Origin of the sequence: Streptomyces hundungensis (assembly GCF_003627815.1) — a bacterium.
In the GTDB taxonomy this organism is placed as follows: Bacteria; Actinomycetota; Actinomycetes; order Streptomycetales; family Streptomycetaceae; genus Streptomyces; species Streptomyces hundungensis_A.
In genome coordinates, this window is sequence record NZ_CP032698.1 from 2343166 (window position 1) to 2364773 (window position 21608).

General features: G+C 62.7%; 31 protein-coding genes and 1 pseudogene. 15 read left to right on the forward strand and 17 right to left on the reverse strand.

From position 1 onward, the window contains the following. Positions 1-86 precede the first annotated feature (86 nt). From DWB77_RS10375 to DWB77_RS37705, 15 genes and pseudogenes are all read right to left on the reverse strand, one after another. Positions 87-530: a hypothetical protein gene (locus DWB77_RS10375; RefSeq protein ID WP_120720977.1), complete on the reverse strand. Its 444-nt coding sequence runs from the start codon at positions 528-530 to the stop codon at positions 87-89. Between the two features lie 133 nt (positions 531-663). Continuing rightward, entirely contained in the window at positions 664-1347 is a 684-nt protein-coding gene (gene thyX, locus DWB77_RS10380) for an FAD-dependent thymidylate synthase (RefSeq protein WP_120720978.1), read from the reverse strand. A gap of 99 nt (positions 1348-1446) precedes the next feature. Next, complete coding sequence (locus DWB77_RS10385) at positions 1447-1965, reverse strand: hypothetical protein (protein WP_120720979.1); 519 nt, start codon at positions 1963-1965, stop codon at positions 1447-1449. Between the two features lie 59 nt (positions 1966-2024). Further along, positions 2025-4028 (reverse strand): ribonucleoside-triphosphate reductase, adenosylcobalamin-dependent, encoded by a 2004-nt coding sequence (gene nrdJ, locus DWB77_RS10390; protein WP_120720980.1) that lies wholly within the window; start codon positions 4026-4028, stop codon positions 2025-2027. 10 nt (positions 4029-4038) lie between these two features. Next, the gene (locus tag DWB77_RS10395) at positions 4039-4227 is read right to left on the reverse strand and encodes a hypothetical protein (RefSeq protein ID WP_120720981.1); all 189 of its coding nucleotides are present in this window, start codon (positions 4225-4227) and stop codon (positions 4039-4041) included. Then, positions 4224-4787, reverse strand: a complete 564-nt coding sequence (locus DWB77_RS10400) for a hypothetical protein (protein WP_120720982.1) — start codon at positions 4785-4787, stop codon at positions 4224-4226. Before DWB77_RS10400 ends, DWB77_RS10395 begins: the two co-directional genes overlap by 4 nt. A gap of 7 nt (positions 4788-4794) precedes the next feature. Next, positions 4795-5538 (reverse strand): ribonuclease H-like domain-containing protein, encoded by a 744-nt coding sequence (locus DWB77_RS10405; RefSeq protein ID WP_120720983.1) that lies wholly within the window; start codon positions 5536-5538, stop codon positions 4795-4797. After that, complete coding sequence (locus DWB77_RS10410) at positions 5535-5942, reverse strand: DUF3310 domain-containing protein (protein ID WP_120720984.1); 408 nt, start codon at positions 5940-5942, stop codon at positions 5535-5537. The genes DWB77_RS10405 and DWB77_RS10410 overlap by 4 nt, the downstream gene beginning before the upstream one ends. After that, positions 5939-6625: a toprim domain-containing protein gene (locus DWB77_RS10415; RefSeq protein ID WP_246033491.1), complete on the reverse strand. Its 687-nt coding sequence runs from the start codon at positions 6623-6625 to the stop codon at positions 5939-5941. Before DWB77_RS10415 ends, DWB77_RS10410 begins: the two co-directional genes overlap by 4 nt. A 31-nt stretch (positions 6626-6656) precedes the next feature. Continuing rightward, positions 6657-6842 (reverse strand): annotated as a pseudogene (locus DWB77_RS39610) (CHC2 zinc finger domain-containing protein); the annotation flags it as partial. 1 nt (position 6843) lies between these two features. Continuing rightward, positions 6844-7092 (reverse strand): hypothetical protein, encoded by a 249-nt coding sequence (locus DWB77_RS10425; protein WP_120720987.1) that lies wholly within the window; start codon positions 7090-7092, stop codon positions 6844-6846. Beyond that, on the reverse strand, positions 7089-7517 hold the full coding sequence (locus DWB77_RS10430) for an endonuclease domain-containing protein (RefSeq protein ID WP_216826845.1): 429 nt from the start codon (positions 7515-7517) through the stop codon (positions 7089-7091). Before DWB77_RS10430 ends, DWB77_RS10425 begins: the two co-directional genes overlap by 4 nt. Positions 7518-7583: 66 nt before the next feature. Further along, complete coding sequence (locus tag DWB77_RS10435) at positions 7584-8408, reverse strand: AAA family ATPase (protein WP_120720988.1); 825 nt, start codon at positions 8406-8408, stop codon at positions 7584-7586. Positions 8409-8437: 29 nt separating this feature from the next. Beyond that, entirely contained in the window at positions 8438-9247 is an 810-nt protein-coding gene (locus DWB77_RS10440; protein ID WP_246033492.1) for a RecB family exonuclease, read from the reverse strand. Beyond that, positions 9244-9459: a hypothetical protein gene (locus tag DWB77_RS37705; protein WP_162952496.1), complete on the reverse strand. Its 216-nt coding sequence runs from the start codon at positions 9457-9459 to the stop codon at positions 9244-9246. The genes DWB77_RS10440 and DWB77_RS37705 overlap by 4 nt, the downstream gene beginning before the upstream one ends. A gap of 519 nt (positions 9460-9978) precedes the next feature. Here DWB77_RS37705 and DWB77_RS10445 point away from each other — a divergent pair. Both DWB77_RS10445 and DWB77_RS10450 read left to right on the forward strand, forming a co-directional pair. Further along, positions 9979-10794 carry a helix-turn-helix transcriptional regulator gene (locus DWB77_RS10445; RefSeq protein ID WP_162952497.1) on the forward strand — a complete coding sequence of 272 codons (816 nt, stop codon included), beginning with the start codon at positions 9979-9981 and terminating at the stop codon, positions 10792-10794. After that, entirely contained in the window at positions 10794-11198 is a 405-nt protein-coding gene (locus DWB77_RS10450) for an acyl-CoA thioesterase (RefSeq protein ID WP_120720990.1), read from the forward strand. The genes DWB77_RS10445 and DWB77_RS10450 overlap by 1 nt, the downstream gene beginning before the upstream one ends. Positions 11199-11319: 121 nt before the next feature. Here the strand turns inward: DWB77_RS10450 and DWB77_RS10455 are convergent, their stop codons facing one another. After that, on the reverse strand, positions 11320-11802 hold the full coding sequence (locus DWB77_RS10455; RefSeq protein ID WP_120720991.1) for a hypothetical protein: 483 nt from the start codon (positions 11800-11802) through the stop codon (positions 11320-11322). Positions 11803-12410: 608 nt separating this feature from the next. Here DWB77_RS10455 and DWB77_RS10460 point away from each other — a divergent pair. The 13 genes from DWB77_RS10460 (at position 12411) to DWB77_RS10520 (ending at position 21207) form a co-directional block, all read left to right on the forward strand. Beyond that, entirely contained in the window at positions 12411-12743 is a 333-nt protein-coding gene (locus DWB77_RS10460) for an HNH endonuclease (protein ID WP_120720992.1), read from the forward strand. A 37-nt stretch (positions 12744-12780) separates the two neighbouring features. Beyond that, a complete protein-coding gene (locus DWB77_RS37710) occupies positions 12781-12954 on the forward strand; it encodes a hypothetical protein (protein ID WP_162952498.1) in 174 nt (57 codons plus the stop codon). Next, on the forward strand, positions 12954-13394 hold the full coding sequence (locus DWB77_RS10465) for a hypothetical protein (protein ID WP_120720993.1): 441 nt from the start codon (positions 12954-12956) through the stop codon (positions 13392-13394). The genes DWB77_RS37710 and DWB77_RS10465 overlap by 1 nt, the downstream gene beginning before the upstream one ends. 12 nt (positions 13395-13406) lie before the next feature. Beyond that, on the forward strand, positions 13407-14969 hold the full coding sequence (locus DWB77_RS10470; RefSeq protein ID WP_246033493.1) for a terminase large subunit: 1563 nt from the start codon (positions 13407-13409) through the stop codon (positions 14967-14969). Between the two features lie 22 nt (positions 14970-14991). Beyond that, a complete protein-coding gene (locus DWB77_RS10475; protein ID WP_246033494.1) occupies positions 14992-16506 on the forward strand; it encodes a phage portal protein in 1515 nt (504 codons plus the stop codon). A 75-nt stretch (positions 16507-16581) separates the two neighbouring features. Next, positions 16582-17148, forward strand: coding sequence for a hypothetical protein (locus tag DWB77_RS10480; RefSeq protein ID WP_162952499.1), 567 nt, complete (start codon positions 16582-16584; stop codon positions 17146-17148). A gap of 94 nt (positions 17149-17242) precedes the next feature. Next, positions 17243-18349, forward strand: coding sequence for a hypothetical protein (locus DWB77_RS10485; protein ID WP_216826846.1), 1107 nt, complete (start codon positions 17243-17245; stop codon positions 18347-18349). A gap of 103 nt (positions 18350-18452) precedes the next feature. Continuing rightward, entirely contained in the window at positions 18453-18758 is a 306-nt protein-coding gene (locus tag DWB77_RS10490) for a hypothetical protein (protein ID WP_246033495.1), read from the forward strand. Next, complete coding sequence (locus DWB77_RS10495) at positions 18755-19087, forward strand: hypothetical protein (RefSeq protein ID WP_120720995.1); 333 nt, start codon at positions 18755-18757, stop codon at positions 19085-19087. The genes DWB77_RS10490 and DWB77_RS10495 overlap by 4 nt, the downstream gene beginning before the upstream one ends. Continuing rightward, positions 19087-19416, forward strand: a complete 330-nt coding sequence (locus DWB77_RS10500) for a hypothetical protein (RefSeq protein ID WP_120720996.1) — start codon at positions 19087-19089, stop codon at positions 19414-19416. Before DWB77_RS10495 ends, DWB77_RS10500 begins: the two co-directional genes overlap by 1 nt. Then, complete coding sequence (locus tag DWB77_RS10505) at positions 19413-19796, forward strand: DUF3168 domain-containing protein (RefSeq protein ID WP_120720997.1); 384 nt, start codon at positions 19413-19415, stop codon at positions 19794-19796. Before DWB77_RS10500 ends, DWB77_RS10505 begins: the two co-directional genes overlap by 4 nt. A 101-nt stretch (positions 19797-19897) precedes the next feature. Then, on the forward strand, positions 19898-20812 hold the full coding sequence (locus DWB77_RS38835) for a hypothetical protein (RefSeq protein WP_246033496.1): 915 nt from the start codon (positions 19898-19900) through the stop codon (positions 20810-20812). Between the two features lie 107 nt (positions 20813-20919). Then, positions 20920-21207, forward strand: a complete 288-nt coding sequence (locus DWB77_RS10520) for a hypothetical protein (protein WP_120720999.1) — start codon at positions 20920-20922, stop codon at positions 21205-21207. Here DWB77_RS10520 and DWB77_RS37715 read toward each other — a convergent pair. Further along, on the reverse strand, positions 21204-21599 hold the full coding sequence (locus tag DWB77_RS37715) for a hypothetical protein (protein WP_162952501.1): 396 nt from the start codon (positions 21597-21599) through the stop codon (positions 21204-21206). The two genes, DWB77_RS10520 and DWB77_RS37715, sit on opposite strands and share 4 nt — an antisense overlap. Positions 21600-21608 lie beyond the last annotated feature (9 nt).

Sequence of the window (21608 nt, forward strand, 5' to 3'; positions counted from 1 at the left end):
ACTCAGGCTCGGAAGGTTCAGGTCCGATGCGTCGCTCGACGGTCATGTTGCAGTGGTCGTAGACCCAGAGGGGGATTTCGTCCCAGCTATCGAACACCGGCCGCCCCCAGAGCCGCAGTGACCTCGTTCAGCCGCTCCTCGGCGCCCAAGCCCTCTTCCCAAGCCATCTCGCGAGCGGCGTCAGCCTTGATGCGCTCCAAGTGGCCCTTCCGGTCAGCGAGGTGCTTCACCAGGCGCACGTACCGGTGACCGCTTCCAGTGCCCTCGGCATCGCGCTTGAGCTTGGCTACCTCTTCACCGAGCTGGCGCGCGGAGTTGCGTGCGTCTTCGTAACGCTTGAGCCAGTACCGCTTGGCGTCTTCGACCTCGCGGGCCTTGCGGGTCACCTCGGCAAGGTCCTTGCGAAGCGACTCGATGAGCGCCTTGTTCTCCTCCTTGACCTCGATCGTGACCTTGCTGAGCGGCACGTTCTTGAGATCGATCTCCGAGTTGCCGGCCTCGTAGGCATTCGAGGTCCACATGTAGGTCATTCGTTCACTCCGGGGGTTTCACAGGCCGGGCATGCGGCCTGGAGTTCAGGGGTTGCGTTGCGGGGGTACTGATCCACGAATGCGAAGCCACAGGCGCATTCGTAGTAGGCCAGCACGTCTACGAGCTCTGCCATCAGGGGGCAACTCGCCCGTGCTTCACGAACGCCTCGTGCGTGGTCGGCATGAGGCGCTTGAAGTGCTCCTCCATCTGGTCAGCAACCATCTGGATCTCGACCTGGGGGAATGACTTGTACTTCGCGTCGTCGCTCTTGGTGCGCAGCGAGAGGAAGTGCATCAGCGACCGCGGATTGCAGGTGACGTAGAAGGTGCTGAAGATGCCGACAGGCAGCACGGAACGGGCAACTTCACGGGCGACGCCTGCGGCCAGCATGTTCTGGTAGGACTCCCAGGCCGTGGCGTAGGCAGTGCGGGTGGACTCGGAGGCCACGAACCACTGCTCGAACGTGCCTGGCTTGAAGTCGTACTGGCCGGCCTTGCCCACCTGGACTAGGGGGCGTTCCCCGGCCGGTACGTAGAAGACGGGCTCCAGCTCGCGGTAGCGGCCGGACTCCTCGTTGTAGGACATTCCGGCGCGGTGCCTCATGAACTCGCGGACGACGAAGATTGGGGCGGAGATCCGGAACGTGAACGAACCGTGCTCGAAGGGGCTGCCGTGCCGATCACGGAGCAGGAAGCTGATGAGGCCTTGATCCTTCTCCTCGTCGCGGTCCAGGGCATTGCGGCCGATGGTGCTGACACGAGCGGCCATGCAGATCATCTCGTCAGTGGCGAGCTGCTGCACCAGCCCCACGTCCATGGTGCTTTTGAACCTCACGATGACCTTTCAGGAGTACCGGGGCCGGGCCGGCGACCCGGCCCCGGTGTCACATCTCAACTTTGAGAGCTGGCGAAATTGCTAGTTCTTCAGCTCGAACTTGCCGGACTTCTTGTTGAGGAAGGCGGGTGCGCACTTGTCGTCGCCCTTACGCTCGTCGGCGTTGCAGAAGTACGCCTCCCAGGTGCCCTTGGCGACATGGGTGCGACCGTGCTCGCAGTCGGTGACGCCCTGGTGACCGCCGTCGCCTCCGGAGTTCTGGACCTTGCCGCCGGAGAAGCTGTTCTTGCCTGCGGGCTTGGCGCCCTTGTCCTTGGCGTTCAGTTCGGTGCTGTACTTCTGGATCTTGGCCATGCGCTTCATGAGGGAGGCGAGCGCGCTGGCCTCCTCGTCGAGCATGGCGTCCATGTCGGCGACGGTGGCTGCACGGAGGACGAGGAGCGAGGCGTCATAGCCTTCGCCGCCCTTGAAGCTCAGCGTTACGCCTTCCTGCGTGTGGGTGGTGGGAGTGGTCATGGGCGACTCCTTGGGGGTCTCGGCAGTGGTGGTATCGGTGGTCGGCTCGCCCCAGGGGGAGCTTCCGAAGGGGTTCTCGCTCATGAATGAATCCTTTCAAATTTGAGTGTCACATCTCAACTTGTGGTGCTGTGAAGTGGATCTCAGATTGGACAGGCGCCAGAGGCACAGACCTCGTCATATCCCGTATCCCATACGGCCTCGCCCACAATGGCGACTTCATAGAGATAGCGCTCCTTCGAGATCCGCTCATAGGGCGTCTGGGGGCGGCTCATCTCCGGGAAAATAGTCGTCCCCTTGAGCGCCGGCATGTACCCGAGCATCACTCGGGCAACGTCATCCGGGCCGTACTTCTCCGGATCGACAGAGGCCGTGTACGAGACCGCCTGGTCGGCCCACAGCTCCTGGTAGAGCCGCTGCACGGTGAGCATCTGCACGAGGCTCAACTCCCCCGCGTGCTCGAACACATCGGCCAGCTCGGGGTGCGCGGCCAGAAGCGGGTCCATGGTCGGGATCTCGACCACGGACGTGGTGGCTCCGTAGACACAGGGCTCCACCTTGTACCCCTTCCCGCGGTACTCCTCCACCTGCGCCTTCTCCGAGGGCTCCAGGTCCGAGAAGCGAATCCGGCGCAGGAAGTAGGCCGCGAAGGGCGCGTGGATGCCCTCGCCGCTGACGGAGGCCAGCTTGCTCGTGGTACCGGTCGGGGCGATGACTCGCTTCTTGATCGGCACGGGGATACGCAGCTCGTTGGCGTATTCGGCTGCGGACTGGTCCACGGTCTGGGCCATGAACTTCAGATCCGAGCGAACCCGCGGATTGTAAGGAGCGCTGCTGTACTTGATGCCCTGCTTGAAGAGGAAGTCGGCAAAGCCCAGATGCCCTACGCCGATCCTGCGGTACTTGCTGATCGCCTCCTGCGACTTCGGGTCGGCCACCTTCGCGAAGGTGGCTCGGATCAGGTAGCGGGTGGCGTAGCGGTGAGCGTCGTAGAGGCCCTGGCTGTCCGACTCGCCATCCCGTACGAATGCCCCGAGGTTCACGGAGCCCAGGTTGCAGGGCTCCCAGGGGGTCAGCGTGGCTTCCCCGCACGGGTTGGTGGTGTAGGTACCGTCTACCTCCCCCACACTCGTCAGCGAGCGGTTCCAGAAACCAGGCTCCCCGTTCTTGAGCGCACCCTCGGCGAGGGCCTGCATGACCTTCACCGCGTGCTCCTGGCCGTCCTCGACGGCCGTGAGGAAGTGGTCGTCCACTTCCACGCTGATGTTGGTCGTCCACATGGCGAGCTGATCGCCCTTGACCTTCAGGAACTCCCAGATGAGCTGGTCATCCCAGGCCATGATGCTCATGCGTGCGGAGCGCCGAACTCCCCCTGCCACGACGGCCATTGCGATCTGATGGTCAATGGCCATGGCGTCCATGCCGTTCATCGGCCACCCTGCGGCGTCGGTGAGGATCTTGCCGACCTCGACCATCATCTTCGCGAACGGCAGCGGCCCCGATGCGGTTCCGCCGAAGTTGCGCAGTGGCGTCCCCTTGCCGCGGACCCTGCTCACGTCATAGACGCGGTTCTCGTGCCGGGTGTCTGGGCTGTGGGCTGTGTCGATCAGGTCGCCCAGGGCTCCCGCCCAGCCTTCGCGGGAATCCTCCACGCTGTAGGCCCCGGCCCACTCGTAGTCGTACTCGGTGCTGATGACGCCGGCCTCGACCAGATCGAGGTAGTCAGGGTGTGCCGGGTCGCAGACGATATGGACGTGGACCCGGTTCTCGATCGCGGAGAACCCACTGAAGTACCGGCTGCTGTAGTTGGCGCCGACGCCACCTCCTTCGGCCAGGCGAAGGAGAGTGAAGCGGAAATGTTCGGCCGGGTCCGCAGGCACCCAGCCGCTCGCCCAGCAGTTGTTCAGCGCAAAGTCGTTGACGCCGCTCGACTTGAGGTGGCGGCCTGCGGGCAGGAACCGGAAGCTCTGGATCAGATCAATGAGGGCCTGGCGCTCGCCCTCCTCAATGTAGCGCTCCGGTACGAGGGCGAGGTTGCCGTCCACGACTCGCTGTACGGTCTCGGGCCAGGATTCCATCTCACCGTTGGGCGTCTTGCGAGAGTAGGTGCGCTTGAAGACGGTCTCTGCGGTCTCGGTTGTGAACAAGGGCGTCTCCTCAGTGGGTGTCGGTGTAGGTGGTGTTCAGCATGTGCATCAGGAACGGGAAGTCCTGTCGGTCAATGTTGACCTCGAAGGACCCTTCATCGGTGTGAACGCCCAGGTAGACGGCACTGGTTCGGCCACTGTCATGGACGACTTCGATCTTGACGTCCGCGCGGGAGTGAACCTGACGGGTCTCGATCATGCGTGGACCTTCCTGCGGATCGAGCGGTTCATCTCGTACGAGAGCGCGATGACACCGCGATGGCACGCCTTCTTGTCGGCCTCGCTGCCAATCGGCAGTCCGTAGACGTAGTGCGCCATGAGGAGCTTCTGATACCGGTCGTTGAGCTTCTTCAGGCCGGCCTCGGCCTCCATGCGCGCGGTGTGAAGGTTGTCGGTGATCTCGCAGTGATTGAGCGTGTCTTTCTTGCCGATCATGTTGGCGAATTCATCCGTGGTGTAGATCAGGAGCTTGAGAGCATTCCTGGCCTCGTCCGCGGTGTAGAAATACTCGCTGTCCATAAGGTCTCGGTAGACGCGCTCGCGGGCGGCGTAGCGCTGGCCGGCCGTGTAGAAGATCTTTCGCATAAGGCGCTCGTTGTCGGCCACGGGAGCAATGTTCTTTCGCTCGCGAAGCGCGTGCTCCAGCATGGCCTGCTTCACGTCGTCGGCTTCAACGATGTGCCAGCGCTCGGCAACGACACAGGCGACTTTGCCCGCCAGGTCGGCAAGGTGCCCCCAGTCGATTGGGTTTTCCTGCATGGTTCCCTTACTTGATGGTGGTGATCTCGGACGCGTCCAGACGCTTGCTACCTCGGGACCACTTGCCGCAGCCCTCACAGCGGTAGCGCTGGAACGCGCTGACGGCCGTGTACGCCCGGCCTTCCTTCTTCAGGTCCTCGGAGCCGCAGTTGGGGCACTGGTGGTCGTCGCCCTGGCCGTCGTAGAGCTTGTGGTTGGGGTGAGTGGGAATCCACGGCAACAGGTAGTCGTAGAGGGATTCGGTGACCTTCACGTCCTGGCAGTTGTACTGCCGCATCAGGCGCCACGCCTTCTCGTCACCGGAGAGGCAGTCCACCCATAGCTGGTGGCCGGTGTGCGCGGTCTTCTTGCCGATCCCGAGCTTCTGCACCACGTAGTCGAGCTTGTTGCTCGGGAAACGGAACTGACGCTTGACGACCTTGAGTAGATCGACCTGGGCGAAGGGGGCCGGAGGAGCGAGGCCGGCCTCAAGGAACTCCCGGTTGAGGTGAGGTATGTCGAACCGCTGTCCGTTGAAGTGGACAACCGCGTCTGCCTCTTCGAGGAGAGCGTGAGCGGCCTGGATCATCGCTGCCTTGCCGTGTTGGTGGGCGCTGTAGAACATGACGTTCTTCGCGTCGTACCACTTGGCCGCGAAGCAGATGACTTCACCGGACTCAAGGAGCTGATTCATCCCGACGTTCTGATTCCAAAGCCCCCAGACGTGGGCCAGATTGGGGGAGGTCTCCAGGTCGATGGTCAGAATCTTCATGCGGTCTCCACTCGGATGTTGGCGATGTATTTCTCGGCGTACCAAATGAGCTTCTTCAGGTCCTCTGAACCGCCGTCCTGGTGCTTGTGCTGGCACCGCAGAAGGTATTTAGTCATGTTGCCGAGCAGGTATCCCTGGAATCCTTCGTGGCTCATTGAGCCCTGAATGACGTCGATGACCTCGTACTTGCCCTGCATGTAGTGCGACGGGGAGTTGACCTTGTCGGGCTTCTCATAGCCCACGCGCGGCTCTGTGGTGATTTCGTAGCCGGGGAATGCGACGGTGCGGCCATCGCTGAACTTCAGGTCGTAGAAGTCGATTCCGCCCGAGTGCTGCGGGTAGCCGGCCTCGACGGTGGCCTTGGCCTGCTGCACGTAGACCGTCTGCCCTGCCTGGTACTTCATTCCAAACCGCACTTTTCTCGAAGGGCCCTGGGGCCGTGCTCGTTCACGAACTTGTTCACGTCGGACTTCTTGCCGAACTCGATGGGGACGACGTTGGGGAGCCGTTCGGCCAGCATGTGTACGAACTTCTCGCCCGGCTCGTCCCCGTCCGTGAAGGCGAAGACCACCTCGTATCCGAGGAAGGCGGGGTCGAAGTGGTCTCGCCAACCGCTGACGCCGGGGACGCCTACGGTGGGGATGTCGGCCAGCTCGGCGCTCGCAGCGTCGAACTCGCCCTCGCTGAGCCCGAGGTACCGGGACGGTTTGATGAGGGCCCTTGTGTTGTAGAGCAGGGGCTTGGAGCCGGGGAGGCTCTGGTACTTCCCGTGGCCCTCGTGCAGTTCCTCGTCCCGCCAGGTGCCGTCCGGGTGCTTGAGGCACGCCTCGGTGATGCACCGGAAGCGCAGGGTGGCCACTGCGTGCTCGCCACCGGCCGGCCTGATGTACGGGATGGCCAGGCGCCCGAGGTGCTTCTCATGTCCCGTAGCGGGGTGCTCGACGTACCCGAATCCCAGGGGAGTTGCGAGACTGGCCAAACCGCGGTGGCTGATGTACTGCTCGGCCGGGCTTCCCGGGTAGCTCTGGCTGTACCTCTGGGCTATCTCCACCAGCGAAGCGGCTTGCGGCGAACTCTTGAGCAGCACGGAATCCCACTCCTTCCTTTCGCATGATCACGTCGTAGCTGTCCTCGCTGATGTCGCAGGCGAAGCAGTGCCAGCGCTTCTTGAATGAACTAACCGATGCCGACGGGTTCTCTTCGGGGTGTTCGGGGCAGTGGATCTTCTGCCAGCCGTCCTGCTCCTTCAGACCAACCTCGGGGTAGTAGTGCCGGAAGACATCAGCGATACCCGGCTTCCACATGTCACATCCCAACCTTGACGGCGCGCTCAATACGAAGCTGCTTGATGGCGTCCACCTCCGTCTTGACCATCTCGGCGAGGGCCTGGATCGGCATGACCTGACGGAGGGCACCGGTGCGGCACTTGTAGACGACGGTGGCCGTCTCGTGGAGACCGAGCTCGGCTTCCGCCTCCAGGAGCCGGGCCAACTTGGCCAGGCCGGTCTTGCGGGTCAGGGTGACGTGGAGCCGTCCGCCGTCGTACGAGATCACTTCTTGCCGTCCTCTCGGTGGTACCGCTTGCCTATGAAGCGGATTGCTGGGGGGTCTTCCAGGTAGTCGGCCGCATTGCGGGCGACCTGGGGGTCGTTGCGCAGGCCGCGGGCGAGGAGTATCCGATTGCACCTTGCACAACAGAGGCCGCGCACGATTCCCGTGGTGTGGTCGTGGTCCACGTCGAGCCGCTTTGCCCTGGACTGCTTGCAGATGGCGCAGACGCCACCCTGGGCCGCCAGCAGCCGGGCGTAGTCGCCGGCCTCAAGGCCGTAGACGGAGACCCGGGCCTCATGCGACGCGGCGCTTCGCTTCTTCTTGTGGCACGTGGTGCAGATCCTCGCCCTGGTGGAGGTGAAGAACCTCTCCGCGCGATTCTTCTCGCATCGGAGGCAGGGTCGGTATCCGCTCTTGGGCTTCTTCATGCCCTCTTCCTCGCTGACTTCAGTGTGTCACATCCCAACTTGCGGAGCAAATTTAAATATTGTGAGTCAGAACACTTCCTCGTCCAGGTCGGTGATTTGCAGGTTGGACGTGTTCACCTCGAACGAGGCGTACGTCTCCCCAGAGGGGTCTGTGAAGCCCTCTCGATTCTTGACCGGCGAGATATGCAGGGTCCTGCCCTGCATTCCGTCCACCTCGGCATGGATGGTGAGCACGACGGAGGGGACGCGCCCGATCTTGCCCTTCACGCCATCGAGCGGGATGGGCTTGATGCCGGAGCTGTACTCGCCGACCACGTGGTGCATGGCCATCACGTGCGCGCCGGTCTCGCGCGCCATCTCATTGAAGTAGTCGCACAGCCCCTCCAAACCGAAGGTGTACTCCTCGGCGTTCGAGGAACCTCCTCCGTCAACGTTGGTGATGTTGTCAATGACAACCAGATGTGGGTAGCAGCCGAAAACTTCGCGGTAGCACTCAAGGTGCAGTTCGATGTCCTTGGGGGTGGGCCGCGCCTGGTAGTTGAACCGCAGCCACCACCTCTTCGCAAGAGCCGCCTCGTACGCAGCAAAGGAGCCGTCGTCGGCCACGAGAGCCTTCTTGACCTCACGGGCGCTGTCGCCAGTGATCATCGCCGTGGCCCTGGAGAGCTGCGTAGCAGCCGTGCTGTCCGCACTGACGTACAGCGTGGGGACGTTGGACCAGGTGGCCAGGAAGAGAGCCATGAGGCTCTTGCCGGTACCTCCGCCAGCGCAGACGACGGAGAAGTCGCCACGCCTGAACTCGACTTCGAGCTTCTGGAGTCCGCGATACGGGGAGGGGATGGGTTCGCCGGCCGCCCCCCGAACAAGGACCGACTGATTCAGACTGAACACTGCTTCACCTTCCTATGGAATGTCACATCTCAACTTCGAGAGCGAAAAGAACACGCATGGGACACATCGCAAAATCGGCAACCGAAACCTGGCTTCGCCGGGAAGTCGCCTGACTTCACGCCTTGATCCATGCTCACGATGCGCTCGGTGATCGCGTCCTGGTCTGCGTCGGCCATCTTGACCGGCCGGGAGACCCGGTGATCCTTGGCGAGGTACCAGTCGCCGTTGGTGACCTGCTCGTCCGGGTAGAGCTGATTCAGGGCCAGGCCGTACACCCACAGCTGGAATTTGCTCTTGGTGCTGCCGGTCTTCAGGTCTCGCACACGCAGGGTCTCGTCCTTATTCAGAACTACTTGGTCGATGTACCCGCGGAGCTTGACGCCCTCGAAGTCGACCTTGAAGTACATCTCGACGGCCGGGGCCTCGCCGTCCGGGCGCCAGAGCACGGGGGCCTGATCCTGTACGTACTCGACGTACCGGCGCGTCTGCTCGGTGCCCTTGGCGAACCTGTCCTCCAAGTCGTCAGCGGCCGTGCCGCGATTCGCGCGCATCCATTGGTCGATGTCGTTGACCTTGCCCAGGTCACGATTGATGCCCTTGCTGTACTCGTCCTGGAAGACAGTGACGGCCTGGTCGGCCGTCAGCTCGCGGCCGGACTTCTCGAAGTGCTCAGCGGCCGTGTGGAACGCGGTGCCATGAGTGCTCCACGCTGCCGGCCTGGGCTCGATCCTCTCAACCCTCTTGAGCCAGCTCTTGTATGGGCACTCCTCGAACTCCGTGATCTGGGAGACGGAGCGAGGCATCAGTACCCAGCGCGTGTAGTTGGCCTCGATGGTCATACATACCCCTTGAAAATTTCGACCTGAATGAACCGGGTGGAGCCCTTCATGCGCGGATGCGGCCAGTCGAACTCCTCGTGGAGGATGATCTCGGCATCCTCCAGGCGGCATTCGATGAGTTCTTCGAGATCCACAATCATCTCTCCTTCGAATTCTTCCGCTGAATCACCAACAGTGATGCAGATGACCTCCCCAAGACCGTGTGCTGCCATGGTCACAACCCCGAGGCCGCGGTGTAGTTACGACTCCTGCATGTGAGATCCGCCCCGGATACAGCCGCCATGACCTCCTCCGCGCGTTCACTGATCTTGAGGTTTTTGAAGGTCTCGAACACTTTCTAATGGCTCCTCGGTCATAGGGCCTAGCGGGCCGAATAACGGCGGAGCAACCGCAGAATCACTCTACGACACTCCGGGCAGGAAAGTGTCACATCCCAACGGTTGTGTAGATCACACATCCCCCCGCCCCGCAGGATGATCAGTGATACCAGAAGTGCACCGGTAAGTGCTTACCGGTAAGTAGGTACCGCTCTCCATTCACATACAGTGGAGGGAGAGGCCGCTCGGGACCTTCGTCCCTGACGCCCGGGACCTTTGGCCCGGCATGTGCGCACATATTCGGAAGCGACCACTCCGCAAGCCTGCATATGCTGAGGTCTCTGGCAAGATTCGATCAAACGTTCGCATGAGGAGGGGGCCGGGGTGTGTGCCGACCGAGGCCGCGGCTACGACATGACCGATCTGATCGCCGCGTCCAACTTGACGAGGTATCTCAAGGCGTGGCGCGCTGCGCGCGGGGCCGCGCTGGGGCTGGGGAGAGCTCTGCCACAGAAGGATGTGGTGCAGGCCAGCGGGATGTCCGACAAGTGGTACCGAATGTTCGAGGCCGGCCTACCGGTCACCTACGACGCCGAAGTGCTCCAGCGCATCGCTGACTGCCTCGGGCTCGACCACGCTGAGCGGATGACGCTCTTCCTGATGACGATGGGCGTGCCTTCGCCTCATGGAGTCACGTCCAACCGCGACGACCCCGAGCTGTTGCCGATTTCCTGGATTCTCGACCAGCAGGGCACACGCCCCGCCTATGTGTCCGACGAAGACTGGAATGTGGTCGCTTTCAATCAGCCCATGGGCCAGTGGTTCCCCTGGGTGGCTGAGCCAGACGCCAATCTCATGCGATGGACCCTGCTCCACCCGGACGCTCGCGTGCAGCTGGAGAGCTGGGAGAAGCATTGCCGCGTCTACCTCGGCATGATCCGCATGGAGATCGCTCGACGAGGCACCGACACCGCTATCGCGCGCATCCTGCTTGCCGCCCTGGAGGACCCGCTGATCGGCGCGTTCTGGGAGGAAGAGACCACGGTCGTCAGCAACCGGGACGGCCACCACTTCCGCGTCCGCGTCCCGTACAACAACGACGAACCGAGGGACGTGATCAGCCAGGTATGCACCCCGGCCAAGTTCCCCACGTTGCGCCTCGTTTTCCTTACCTGGGGCGACGGCATCGACAGCTTCGACATACTCGGAACAACTGAAGGACAGCAGTAGTGCCCCGCTACACCTACCTGTGCCCCCTGCGCTGGGCCGACATGGATGCCAACGGCCACATGAACAATGCGGTCTACAACACGTACCTGGAGGACACTCGATTCCGGATGTTCTCCGACCTCGTGCCTGACGACCCCGCCGAGCGACTTGCCTGCAACTTCGTCGTGCGCGAGCAGACACTGCGCTACGTACGTCCGCTCGTCTACCGCGAGCAGCCGGTCAGGATCGAGGCATGGGTGGAGGACCTGAAGGGCGCCTCCTTCACCATCCGGTGCACGATCCAGGACGACGACGATGTTTATGTGGAGTCCCGCACGCTCATAGCCGGCTTCGACTCGATCGCCCACCGTGTCCGCCGCTTCCAGGAGAAGGAACGCGAGGCAATCGCCGCGTTTGCCGCGTAAGAGAGCGCGCGCGAGAACAGTGCTTCCGTGCTCATGCCAGCACCCACGCTGGGAAACCATGAAGGCCCTTGGCTTAGCCAAGGGCCTTTGTGCTGCTCACGGGTACTTGCCTCGTACAGGGTTATGCCGAAAGAGTAATTGCTTCGAGGACTTTGCCCTCGGGCAGATCAACATCCGCGGGCCAGCGGAAGATCAGGTCACCGTCTCGCGCTTCCCTGTCCACGAGCTCGAACCCATCCTTGCTCTGCGGGTCGTAGTCGATGACTTTCTTGTCACGGATCAGTCGAGCACGCAGGCGCTTCGCGGCCACACGATGACTGTCCTTGGCCGTGTCATCACCCATGGCTACGCGCAGGTAGGCCATGACAGCCTTGCCGAGGTACGAGGTGTGATGGCTGCCAGCGCCCTGCGTTCGCTTCACCGTCCAGGGGATGGCGTCCTCGATCACCTGCCTGGACACCGCCTGACGGTAGTAGCCAGCCTGGGTGAGGGCCTTGTTCACGGCCTGGCCCACCACGCCGTACCGGGCGCCGATCTGGTCATCCGTGAGCCCCTGCTCCTTCATGCGGATCAGCGTGTTGACGTCCGGAAGAACCTTCTGCACCCGACTCCCCGTCCTTAATTGCTTGATCAACTAACACCGTTGTGCTTCTGACCCTAGCACTCGATCTTGTACACCACACTCCGAACGGTTGCCCTCACATCCCAAAATGAGGCCTACCTCACAGCCCCGTCACTCACCGTGCCCAGTCGAGCGAGACCTGTGTCACATCCCTACCTCGCATCGTCCCCCGAGCACCTTCAGGACACCGACATTTATAGTGAGAAGAAGAAAGAGAGAAGAAGCTAGTTAGAAGCTCTTTAAAGAAAGGTCAGGCTAGGCCAGACCTACTCTCAAAGATTCCTTCCTGTAGACCTCCCGTTGAGTTCATCCGGTAGAGATCCAGGAAGGTGTTGGCCCCGGCTGCCAGATCAGAACCCAGCCGGGGCCACTCATCCGGCCGGCCGAGATTGATCCCCTCTGGTCGGCGAAGGCCGGATCGCTACCGGCTGGAATCGCGGTGTAGGCGCGCACTCCTCCCTCTCCGGGAGGCAGCTCAGGGTTCGAGTCCCTGTCGATTCACCTATCCCGATGCAGCAGCGCATCACACACAGACATCTGAACCGGATGGTCCGGCCTCATCGGGATTCAACTTCAAAGGGGGTGGGCTGATGCCGCGTGCCAAGAGCGTCTGCTACGTCAGCGGCTGTACCAGGACCACGGTCCGCTCGGGCCGGTGCGACGAGCACGCTCCCCCTGCTCGAAGGGGTTGGGACAGGAAGTCCGCCCGGAACGAGTCCCGGCCCGGTGACTGGTCCTCCCGCAGGGCCCGGGTCCTAGCTCGCGACCGGTTCACCTGCCAGAAGTGCGGCACCAGGGAAAACCTCCAGGTCGATCACCTGGTGCCCGTGAGCCGTGGCGGCTCCTGGGAGCTGGACAACCTCTGGGTGCTCTGCGGCAAGTGCCACGCCCTCAAGACCTACTACGACGACCGTCGCTCCTGATGAGCGGCGGTTAGTTCATTCATGGAGTGATGATGCGATGACCCCCGACGCCTGGGCCGACGAGTACGACCAGGAGCACGCCGGCCTCCGAGTCCAGCGCCCGTCGAAGGCCGCGCTCAAGCGGGAGTGGCACCGTTCCGCGGTGGTCGAGCTGGAGGAGCTCGGCGAGCTGTACGGGGTCTCCTCCGATCTGCTGAAGAGGGCGGTCTGATGGCGACGCGACGCGGGCCGGCGCCCAACCCCAACGCGGTCCGCCGCAACACAAATCACGCCTTGGGTGAGAAGACCCTCTCCGGTCAGGCCGGTGAGGGCAGGGAGCTGCCGAAGGCCCTGGGGATCTCGACGGCCGGGGCCAAGCGCTTCTGGCGCACGTGGGCTTCCTCCCCTCAGACCGAGGACTGGTTGGAGACCGACTGGGCCGAGCTGGAGATCGTCACCAAGCTCGTGGATGCGTTCTACCTGGGCGACATGAAGTACGCCGGCGAGATCCGTCAACGCGTCGGCAAGTGGGGTGCCACCACTGAGGATCGCGCCCGCTTGCGCATGTCCTTCGACAAGTCGGTTGAGGTCGAGAAGTCCCAGGACGGGCCCAAGAAGCTCACGGATGAAGACATGGACAAGGAGCTGTTCAAGCTGCTTTCAGAGGGTTAGAGGTGACGTGCCGTGGCTCAAACGGGCAACCTGCCCAGCGGAGTTCCGGCACCGCACGAAACTCTTGGCTACCAGATCATTCGCTGGGCTCAGACGTACATCGTTCAGCCTGACGGGGATTCCGCGGGTGAGCCGTTCAAGTTCACTCCCGAGCAGCTCAAGTTCGTTCTCTGGTACTACGCCATCAATCCGGACGGGACCTGGAAGTACGCGGCCGGCACTCTGCGCCGGGCCAAGGGTTGGGGCAAGACACCGCTGCTCGCCGCGTTGGCGATCGTGGAGTTCATCGGCCCCTGCCGCTTTTCTCACTGGGCCGAGACCGGGATGCCGGTGGCAAAGCGCGTCCCCCTTCCAGTGGTTCAGCTCGGTGCCACGGCGCTAGACCAGACGCAGCAGACCCTCGACATGATCCGCGGAATGCTCTCCGAGTCTCCGGCCGAGAAGGAATATGGCCTGGAGATCAGCAAGTCCATGGTGCAGTTCAAGTCCGGCAAGCCGGGCTCGATCTCCCCCAAGGCCACTTCCGGTCGAACCAATGAGGGCAACCGACCCACCTTTATCGTGATGGACGAGGTCCATCACTGGGTCAGCTCCAACGGCGGTCCTGACTTCTATCAGGTCCTCAAACGGAACGTCGAGAAAACGACGAAGGCCGGCTCGCGCTGGGTGACCACCACCAACGCCTTTAATCCCAACGAGGATTCCGTAGCGCAGATCATCTACGAGTCCGACATGGTCGCGCAGGGCTTCTGGCTCTATGACTGCCTGGAAGGCTCGATTGAGGTCGAGGACATCCGGGATGAAGAGAAGGTCAAGGCCGCCCTCATCGAGGCGTACGGGGACGCTCACTGGGCCGACATCAACGGCCTGACGAAGACGATCCTCTACGACCGCACGACGCCGGACTCTACGTACTGCCGGTTCTTCTTCAATCAGATCGCTGAGTCCAGCGACGGTTGGATGAACAAGGCCGAGTGGGACGCCTGCGAGAGCGTGAACGACATCAAGCCGGGCGAGCAGATAGCCATTGGCTTCGACGGGAGTGTCCGCGGAGACGGCACAGCTTTGGTCGGCATCAGGCTTCACGACGCCAAGCTGTTCACGCTCGGCCAGTGGCTCAGGCCCGAACACGCCAAGGACGACTGGGAAGTTGATGTCCTCTCCGTAGAGGCCGCGGTGAAAAGGGCCTTTGATACCTACCGGGTCGAGTGGATGTACGCCGACCCTCCCTGGTGGCAGGAGAACATCGGCCGCTGGGCGGTCGAATGGGGTGACGACTACGTCTTCGAGTACTGGACCAACAAACCTACCCGGATGGTTCAGGCCGTCGAGCGTTTCCGTACGGCCGTCATGGTCGGAGACCTCTCCCACGTCGGGGAACCTGAGCTAACTCGCCATGTCCTACAGGCGGTTGTACGTGAGGTGCCACAGGGCGACTTGATCACCAAGGACTCGCCACGATCCAAACGAAAAATCGACCTCGCGGTGGCTGCCGTACTTGCACTTGAAGCACGCGCTGACGCGATTGCTGATGGGCGTCTCCAGATCAAACGGAGGCGGGTAGTCGGTTTCTGAGCCCCGCATGAAAGGGGCTCAGATGGTTTCTGCTCTCGACAAGTCCATAGGGCAGGAAGGCGTGATGTCGCCTCCGTCCACTCCGCAGATGTGGATGGACTACCTGTCCTCGAAGCTCGCTTCCCGGTCGGGAAACTACAAGCGTTACGGCGAGTACTACGACGGCAAGCATCAGAGGATGTTGTTCGCCCAGTCCAAGTACCGGACGGAGTTCGCGCACATCTTTGAGCGCTGGAACGACAACTTCTGTGGATTGATCATCGACTCAGTTAACGAGCGCATGTTCATCGACGGATTCAGGCTCTCGAAGGAGCCCGAGGAAGACGAGCTGGCTCGCGAGATCTGGCAGCGGAACCGGCTCGACTCCGAGTCCAACTCAGCGCACCTGGACGCGATGATCCAGGGCGCGGCCTACGCAATCGTGTGGGGCGACGAGGAGGGCAAGGCGGTCATCTCCATCGAGTCCGCGGAACACGTCGCCATCCAGTACAAGCCCGGCTCGCGGCACGACATCGAGGCCGCAGCGAAGTTCTACGTGGATGACTGGGGCCGTGCGTTCTGCACCCTGTGGTGGAGGGACAAGGTCTACACGGGTGACTGGAAGATCGGTGGTTACTCGATCGACCGGACGGAGCCGAACCCTCTGGGCCGGCCTCCGGTCGTTCCGATCCAGAACCGTTCCCGGCTCGTTGGTGAACCGATGTCGGACCTGGCCACGGTCATCCCGCTCCAGGACGCGATCAACAAGACGGTCGCTGACTCCCTGGTGGCGTCTGAGTACGCCGCCTGGCCCCAGCGCTACGTCACGGGTCTGGAAATCCAGGAGGACGAGCACGGCAACCCGGTCGAGCCGTTCAAGGTCGCGGTGGACAAGTTGCTCCAGGCCGAGGACCCTGCGGCCACCTTCGGGCAGTTCGCCGCCGCTGACCTGAGCAACTATGTGGCCCTCGTTGACATGCTGGTCCAGCACATGGCGAGCATCAGCCGCATCCCCTTCCACTACATGCTCAAGGGCGGGCAGCCTCCTTCTGGTGACGCGATCACCTCTGCGGAGGCCGGCCTTGTCAGTAAGACACGGGAACGGATGCTGCACTTCGGTGAGGCGTGGGAGCAGGTCATGAGGTTGGCCATCGCCGTCGAGAACGGCGGCTCGCTCCAGGAGGAGTACGAAGCCGCCGAGGTTATCTGGCGCGACCCCGAGAACAGGACCGAGGCACAGCACATCGACTCGTTGCTGAAGCTCCAGCAGCTCTCGGTGCCGAAGCAGCAGCTCTGGCAGGACGCGGGTTACACCCCGTCCCAGATCGCTCGCTTCGACCAGCTGCTTGAGGAGGAGGCCCGCACCGAAATGGAGCGTGCCGACAAGTACCAGACTCAGGCGCAGAAGCAGGAGCTTGAGCTTGAGCTTGCGAAGCAGGGTGCTGACTCGAAGCTGGCTGTGGACGAGGCAAGCATCAAGGCCAAGTCCGCAAAGGACGCTCAGAAGCCCCCGCAGGGCAACTCCGGTAACGCGAACCGGCGACGGTTCGAGAAGTAGCCCCGAAATGGGGCTCTTATTTTTCCTCCCGAAGTTGGAATGTGAGACTTCGGCCGATCCGAAATGGATGATCACGTGGACGAGATGACGAACGACCTGACCACTACCGGACAGGGCAAGGGGGCGGAGGGCCAGATGCCCGACGCATCCGCACTTCAGGCTGAGATCGACAAGTGGAAGGCGCTGAGCCGTAAGAACGAGGACCGGTTCAAGCAGGCGTCCACAGAACTTGAAGGCTTCCGCCAGTCACAGATGTCCGACACCGAGAAGGCCATTGAGGCCGCTCGCCAGGAGGCGCGAACCGCGGCCCTCTCCGAGGTTGGAACCAAGCTCATCAGCGCCGAGCTGCGTGCCGCTTCCTCTGCGGCCGGCGTCACGCTTCCCGGTGCTGAGTTCCTGAATCTGAACTCCTTCCTTGGCGAAGACGGAAATCCGGATTCGTCTCGCATCGAAGCGTTCGTCTCGTCGCTTCCGAAGCCGAGCAGCACGCCGCCTTACCCGCAGGATCTCGGCCTCGGTCGTCAGGGAAGCCCGGCTGCTGGCCAGCTCACCCGTGAGGATCTTGCCCGCATGTCTCCCAGGGAGATCAACGAGGCCCGCGCTGCGGGCAAGTGTGACGCTCTCCTGCGGGGCGAGGGCTGAGCTCTCTTTTTTTGCCCCGAGGTTGGGATGTGATACCAGCCTCTCCATCTACAGGCCCTTCGGGGCCTTTTTTTATGCCCAAACGAGGTAATTTATGGCTGGTAACGATTTCACTACTCAGGCAGCTTCGGGCCTTCTGGCTGGAGGCCCGGCCGGCGCCGATCCGGTCCTCAAGGGCAACGGTGTCTTTGTCCCGGAACTTTGGACTGCCCAGCTCCTCCAGGACCTTGAAGACAATCTGATCCTCGGTTCCGCTGAGATCACCAATCGGAACTACGAGGGCGAGTTCCGGCGCGAGGGCGACCGCATTCGTATCCCTCACTTCATCGACACCGTTGAGGACAAGGGCCTCATCAAGGCATACGGGGAAATCGGAGACAAGGACCACGCAGCCCTTGAGTACATTCCGATGACCGTAGGCAAGGGGTCGAGCTTCCACATCGAGATCGACGCCCTCCACCAGCTCCAGACCAAGAGCGGCATCGACCTGATGTCGGAGCTGGTCCGGCAGCGTGGCCGCCAGGCCGCCGTCTCCATCGACAAGATGCTTGCCCAGACCCTGCTCGCGGCCGTCGAGGGCAAGGATCTCAATGGCTCCGAGTCCGCGCCGGCCGACCTGAAGACCCTGCCTGCACTGCACGGCAAGATCGACACCGTTGAGGCGAACGCCCTGGACACCGAGATCATCGGTGTCTATGACTACGTCGTGGCGATGCTGGAGAACCTGGATCTCAAGAACGCGCCGGACTCGCGTTACCTGTTCATCTCCCCGCGCCTGCGTTCACTGCTCCTGCGGGATGACAAGTTCATCGACACCTCCCACTGGGGCTCGAACGCCGTCATGCCGTCGGGCGTCATCGGCACCATCCTGGGTGTCCCCGTCCGCGTTTCCAACACCCTTGGTGCTGCAAAGCCGGTCAAGTCCGCGCTTGTCAAGGGCCGGCGTCACGACGAGTTCAACTCGATCGACATGTTCATGGGCGCGACTTCCGCAACTTCGCTTGTAATCCCCTTCGCGCAGATGGAGGCGTACAAGCCCGAGAAGTCCTTCACTGACGCCATCAAGTCACGGGTGATCTACGACGCCAAGGTGATCCGCCCCGAGCAGCTTCTCGTGGCGAAGGGCGTCGAGAAGACGATCCAGGACCACAACCGAGTGGCCGTTGAGAAGAACCGCACTGTCGCTGTCGCGGCCAAGTAGCCCCTCTTTTTTGCCTTTAAGTTGGGATGTGACATTGAGCATCGTTGTTCCAGACATTGAGGTCCGGCTTGGGCGGAAGGTCGAGGGCGACGAGAAGCCGAGGGTGGAGGCGTTCATCACGGACGCCTCCGCCCTCGTGGCGGACTACTGCGGCTCGGGCTACCGCGAGGACTCGCCCGGCATCCGGGCTGTCATCTGCGCCGAGGTCATCCGCTGGCTAGCCGTATCACCAGGCATCGTGTCGGAAAAGGTGGGAGACGTGGCCGTCGAGTTCGGCTCCTCCGCCACCACACAGTCCCTGTCACCCGCCGCCAGGACCTCACTCAAGCGCTACCGGCGCAAGCTGGCAACCATCTCCCTACAGATCGACACCCCAGTCTGGGACGGGATCGCGATGGAGAGCCCATGAAGGATCTGTTCACCGATCCGGTTCGCGTCACCCGAGCCGACATCACGCAGGACGGGCCCTACGGCAAGAAGCGCGACTGGAAGAACCCTCGGACCGTCTTCGAAGGGCTGGCGTGCGTCCAGCCTGATCGTGCCTTTGAGGTCCGCTCCCCGGAGCGCGAGACCGCCCAGGAGCGACTATTCGTCTACCTGCCGGCCGAGACGGACGTGGACTCCGCGGACCGCGTGGAGTACCGCGGCCTGACCTACGAGGTAGACGGCGATCCACTGGAGTGGCGCCACCTCTCCCTTCAGCACGTACGCATTCGAGCTTGGAGGGTGGAGCACTGATGGCCGCCCGATTCAGGCTCGTCCTTAACGAGTACGCGCTTGCGCACGCGATGTCCTCCACCGAGACCGCAAAACTCCTGTCCAGGAAGGCTTCCGAAGTCGCTGCCATTGCGCGACACGACGCACCCAAGAACAAGAAGGGCTCGTGGAACTCCTACGCCCGCTCCCTATCCATCACGGCCTGGGAGGAAAACGGCGTCGTGCGCTCGGCAGTCCAGGCCGACCGCCACGCCCTCCTCATCGAGTACGGCTGGCGTGATGGGGGCGGCCGGCGCCATCCGGGCAACCACGTGCTGAAGAACGCGCTGATGAAGGTGAGGGAGCCATGAGGATTGATCCTGTCGCCGTCGTCTTTGCGTTCCTGTCAGCACGTAAGGACTTGGCTGGCCACGTAACGGGCGACCTGGTCGGCCGGGAACCCAGCGAGACCACGATCTACCTGGAGCACGCAGGCGGCCACCGCGTTGTCCGGGACCGCATGGACCGTGCCGACATCACGTACCAGGTGTACGCCGAGGACCGCTCGGTGGCGGCCGAGCTGGCGTACCGCGTGCGCGAGGCGCTGCTTGAGGAGCTGCCCGGACGGGCCGTTGGCGAGGCCCTGGTACTCGACGCGGCTGAGGCGATCAGCCCCCGCTACTTCCCTGACACGACCTCGCGTGAGCACACCTATCAGGGAGAGGTCACGGTCTTCATCACGGATTCGTGAGGGGCCGGCCCCCTCTTTCGCCCTCGAAGTTGGGATGTGATGCATCCCTTTACGGCCCCCTCCCCTGGGGGCTTTTTTCATGCCCAGACACAGGAGGCCCTATGGCTGACCAGACCGCCAACTCCGGTAACGCCAAGAAGATTCGCTTTGCCCCCCAGGGCGAGATCTACGTGGCAGACGCTCGCGCAGTGAAGGAACTGCCTCGCGACTGCACCCCGATCGCCGCGAACGACGTTTTCAAGGCGCTCGGTTACGTGGACGAAGGTGGCGTCACCATCACCCCGAGCATCGAGACTGACCCCGTCAACGTCTGGCAGTCGGCGGTACCCGTCCTCTACAACGTCAAGTCGGCCTCGTTTCAGATCAAGGCCACCCTCATGGAGACGAACGAATTGACCACTCAGCTCTTCTTCGGCGCCAAGTGGGTGCAGGCGAAGGACACCGATGGGTCGGTCATCGACGGCGTGTGGCGCCTCGACCTGAAGTCCACCCCGGAACTGGATGAACTCGCCATCGTCGTGGACTGGTCCCAGACCGTAGACGGCGTTCCCGTCCGCTACCGCTGCGTTATCGGCCGCGCGATGATCTCCGACCGGGGCGCGATCCAGCTCCAGCGCGCCGAGAACGGAAAGTTCGAGCTCACCATCGAGGCCCTGGACCACTCCGGTTCCCTCGGATATGTCCTGACGGACGACAAGGTCAAGAGCGACCCGGTGACCATCCCGATCGAGGTCACCCTCCAGCCCAACCACGCTGCCCAGGGCGGCCACTTCGACGTGGTTGGTCGCGGATTCCCGAAGGGCGAAACCGTCACTGTGACTGTCGCGCCCAACCCCGAGAAGTTCACCGCCACCGCTAAGGCGGTTGGCGAGGACGGCACGTTCACGATCCCCGTCGTCATCGCTGCCGACGCCGCGGTTGGCACGGACTACGCCGTTTCCGCGAAGGCCGGCGCCGCCGAGAAGGTCACCGCCGCCGACAAGCTCAAGGTCGAGGCCAAGACGCCCACGGTGTAACGGCCCCATCGCCGGATGCGCCCGGCCCACAACTGCACTTACCCCCGTGGCGGGGAGGGAGAAATCCCCGCCCACCCTCTTCCCCTTCCCAGTTCCTGGAGTCAGCCATGGCTGCTGCTAAGACCACCACCACCGCCAAGTCCGCCGAGGCGAAGGCGACTGCCACCGAGTTCGAGTTCAAGGGCGCAACGTTCGTGATCCCGGCCCCCCTGGACCTCTCCGACGATGTACTCGACGTGATCGAGGACGGCGGCGGCGAGCGTGCCATCGCCCGCGCGATCGTCGGCCAGGAGCAGTGGGCCACCTACAAGGGGCTCCGGTGCACGATCGGTGAGTTCAACGACTTCCTCGACCTGGTCAGCGAGGCTGCCGGCTTCGGTGACGCGGGAAACTAATCCAAACCGTTCGCGTCCTTCAGGACCACAGCGACCCACTTGAGGCAGACCTTCTGTCCCATTTCAGGGTCGATCTCCTGGATTTGTGGCGCGGACGGATGTCGCTGAGGCGCCTGCACGTTCTCATACAGGCCCTGTTCAAGAAGCCCGGTGAATCTCTCCTCCTGATGGACCTCGATGAAGCGACGTCTTGGACCGAGACCAACCACATTCTTGCGCGTATCAGCGACGGCCTTGAGCTGTCGAACTACCTCTTCATCAAGGCCAACTCCGCTGAAGATGATGACCTTGAACCTCCGAAGCCACTTCCCCGGCCGGGCCAGGTTGCTGAGGAGCCGAAACCCCAACTCGCTCTCGCCTCCGGCGAAGAGGTGGCTGATTTTTTCAACCACTTCGGCACC

Coding starts and splice junctions, on each gene's coding strand:
- DWB77_RS10485 (WP_216826846.1), top strand. CDS start 17,243: ATGGCTGGTAACGATTTCACTACTCAGGCAGCTTCGGGCCTTCTGGCT.
- DWB77_RS10385 (WP_120720979.1), bottom strand. CDS start 1,965: ATGAGCGAGAACCCCTTCGGAAGCTCCCCCTGGGGCGAGCCGACCACC.
- DWB77_RS10505 (WP_120720997.1), top strand. CDS start 19,413: ATGAGGATTGATCCTGTCGCCGTCGTCTTTGCGTTCCTGTCAGCACGT.
- DWB77_RS10395 (WP_120720981.1), bottom strand. CDS start 4,227: ATGATCGAGACCCGTCAGGTTCACTCCCGCGCGGACGTCAAGATCGAA.
- DWB77_RS10495 (WP_120720995.1), top strand. CDS start 18,755: ATGAAGGATCTGTTCACCGATCCGGTTCGCGTCACCCGAGCCGACATC.
- DWB77_RS10500 (WP_120720996.1), top strand. CDS start 19,087: ATGGCCGCCCGATTCAGGCTCGTCCTTAACGAGTACGCGCTTGCGCAC.
- DWB77_RS10375 (WP_120720977.1), bottom strand. CDS start 530: ATGACCTACATGTGGACCTCGAATGCCTACGAGGCCGGCAACTCGGAG.
- DWB77_RS37710 (WP_162952498.1), top strand. CDS start 12,781: ATGACCCCCGACGCCTGGGCCGACGAGTACGACCAGGAGCACGCCGGC.
- DWB77_RS37705 (WP_162952496.1), bottom strand. CDS start 9,459: ATGGCAGCACACGGTCTTGGGGAGGTCATCTGCATCACTGTTGGTGAT.
- DWB77_RS10475 (WP_246033494.1), top strand. CDS start 14,992: ATGGTTTCTGCTCTCGACAAGTCCATAGGGCAGGAAGGCGTGATGTCG.
- DWB77_RS10460 (WP_120720992.1), top strand. CDS start 12,411: ATGCCGCGTGCCAAGAGCGTCTGCTACGTCAGCGGCTGTACCAGGACC.
- DWB77_RS10440 (WP_246033492.1), bottom strand. CDS start 9,247: ATGACCATCGAGGCCAACTACACGCGCTGGGTACTGATGCCTCGCTCC.
- DWB77_RS10405 (WP_120720983.1), bottom strand. CDS start 5,538: ATGAAGATTCTGACCATCGACCTGGAGACCTCCCCCAATCTGGCCCAC.
- DWB77_RS10400 (WP_120720982.1), bottom strand. CDS start 4,787: ATGCAGGAAAACCCAATCGACTGGGGGCACCTTGCCGACCTGGCGGGC.
- DWB77_RS38835 (WP_246033496.1), top strand. CDS start 19,898: ATGGCTGACCAGACCGCCAACTCCGGTAACGCCAAGAAGATTCGCTTT.
- thyX (WP_120720978.1), bottom strand. CDS start 1,347: ATGGACGTGGGGCTGGTGCAGCAGCTCGCCACTGACGAGATGATCTGC.
- DWB77_RS10410 (WP_120720984.1), bottom strand. CDS start 5,942: ATGAAGTACCAGGCAGGGCAGACGGTCTACGTGCAGCAGGCCAAGGCC.
- DWB77_RS10465 (WP_120720993.1), top strand. CDS start 12,954: ATGGCGACGCGACGCGGGCCGGCGCCCAACCCCAACGCGGTCCGCCGC.
- DWB77_RS10445 (WP_162952497.1), top strand. CDS start 9,979: ATGACCGATCTGATCGCCGCGTCCAACTTGACGAGGTATCTCAAGGCG.
- DWB77_RS10430 (WP_216826845.1), bottom strand. CDS start 7,517: ATGAAGAAGCCCAAGAGCGGATACCGACCCTGCCTCCGATGCGAGAAG.
- DWB77_RS10520 (WP_120720999.1), top strand. CDS start 20,920: ATGGCTGCTGCTAAGACCACCACCACCGCCAAGTCCGCCGAGGCGAAG.